At 56.5% G+C, this 255-nt stretch carries 1 tRNA gene; it reads left to right on the top strand.

Annotated features, from left to right (window positions below):
• The first annotated feature begins 152 nt into the window (after nucleotides 1-152).
• Nucleotides 153-229, top strand: a tRNA-Met gene (locus tag ACLJNW_RS26630).
• Nucleotides 230-255: the final 26 nt, after the last annotated feature.

Here is a 255-nt window from a genome sequence, read left to right as displayed (position 1 = left end):
GCCAAGTGCCGGGGCTTTTTCGTTCCCGTCCCTCCCCACCGCCCGCTCTCCGGCGATCCGACCCCTTCCGTCTAAACGATTGAAAGATCAGAAAATTATCTAGCCCCAGGGGTTGACAGCCCCGCCCGAGATACGGAAAATGCGCGCCACTCGGCTACATAGCTCAGTCGGTTAGAGCGCAGCATTCATAATGCTGATGTCCCAGGTTCAAGTCCCGGTGTAGCCACCATATTTTTCAAGGGGTTAGCGCAAGCT

The sequence above is a fragment of the Salmonella sp. SAL4457 genome (genome assembly GCF_046548235.1).
Classification (GTDB): Bacteria; Pseudomonadota; Gammaproteobacteria; order Enterobacterales; family Enterobacteriaceae; genus Salmonella; species Salmonella enterica.
The sequence above is the reverse complement of the archived record's forward strand: the minus strand, read 5'-3'. Positions and strand labels throughout refer to the sequence as shown.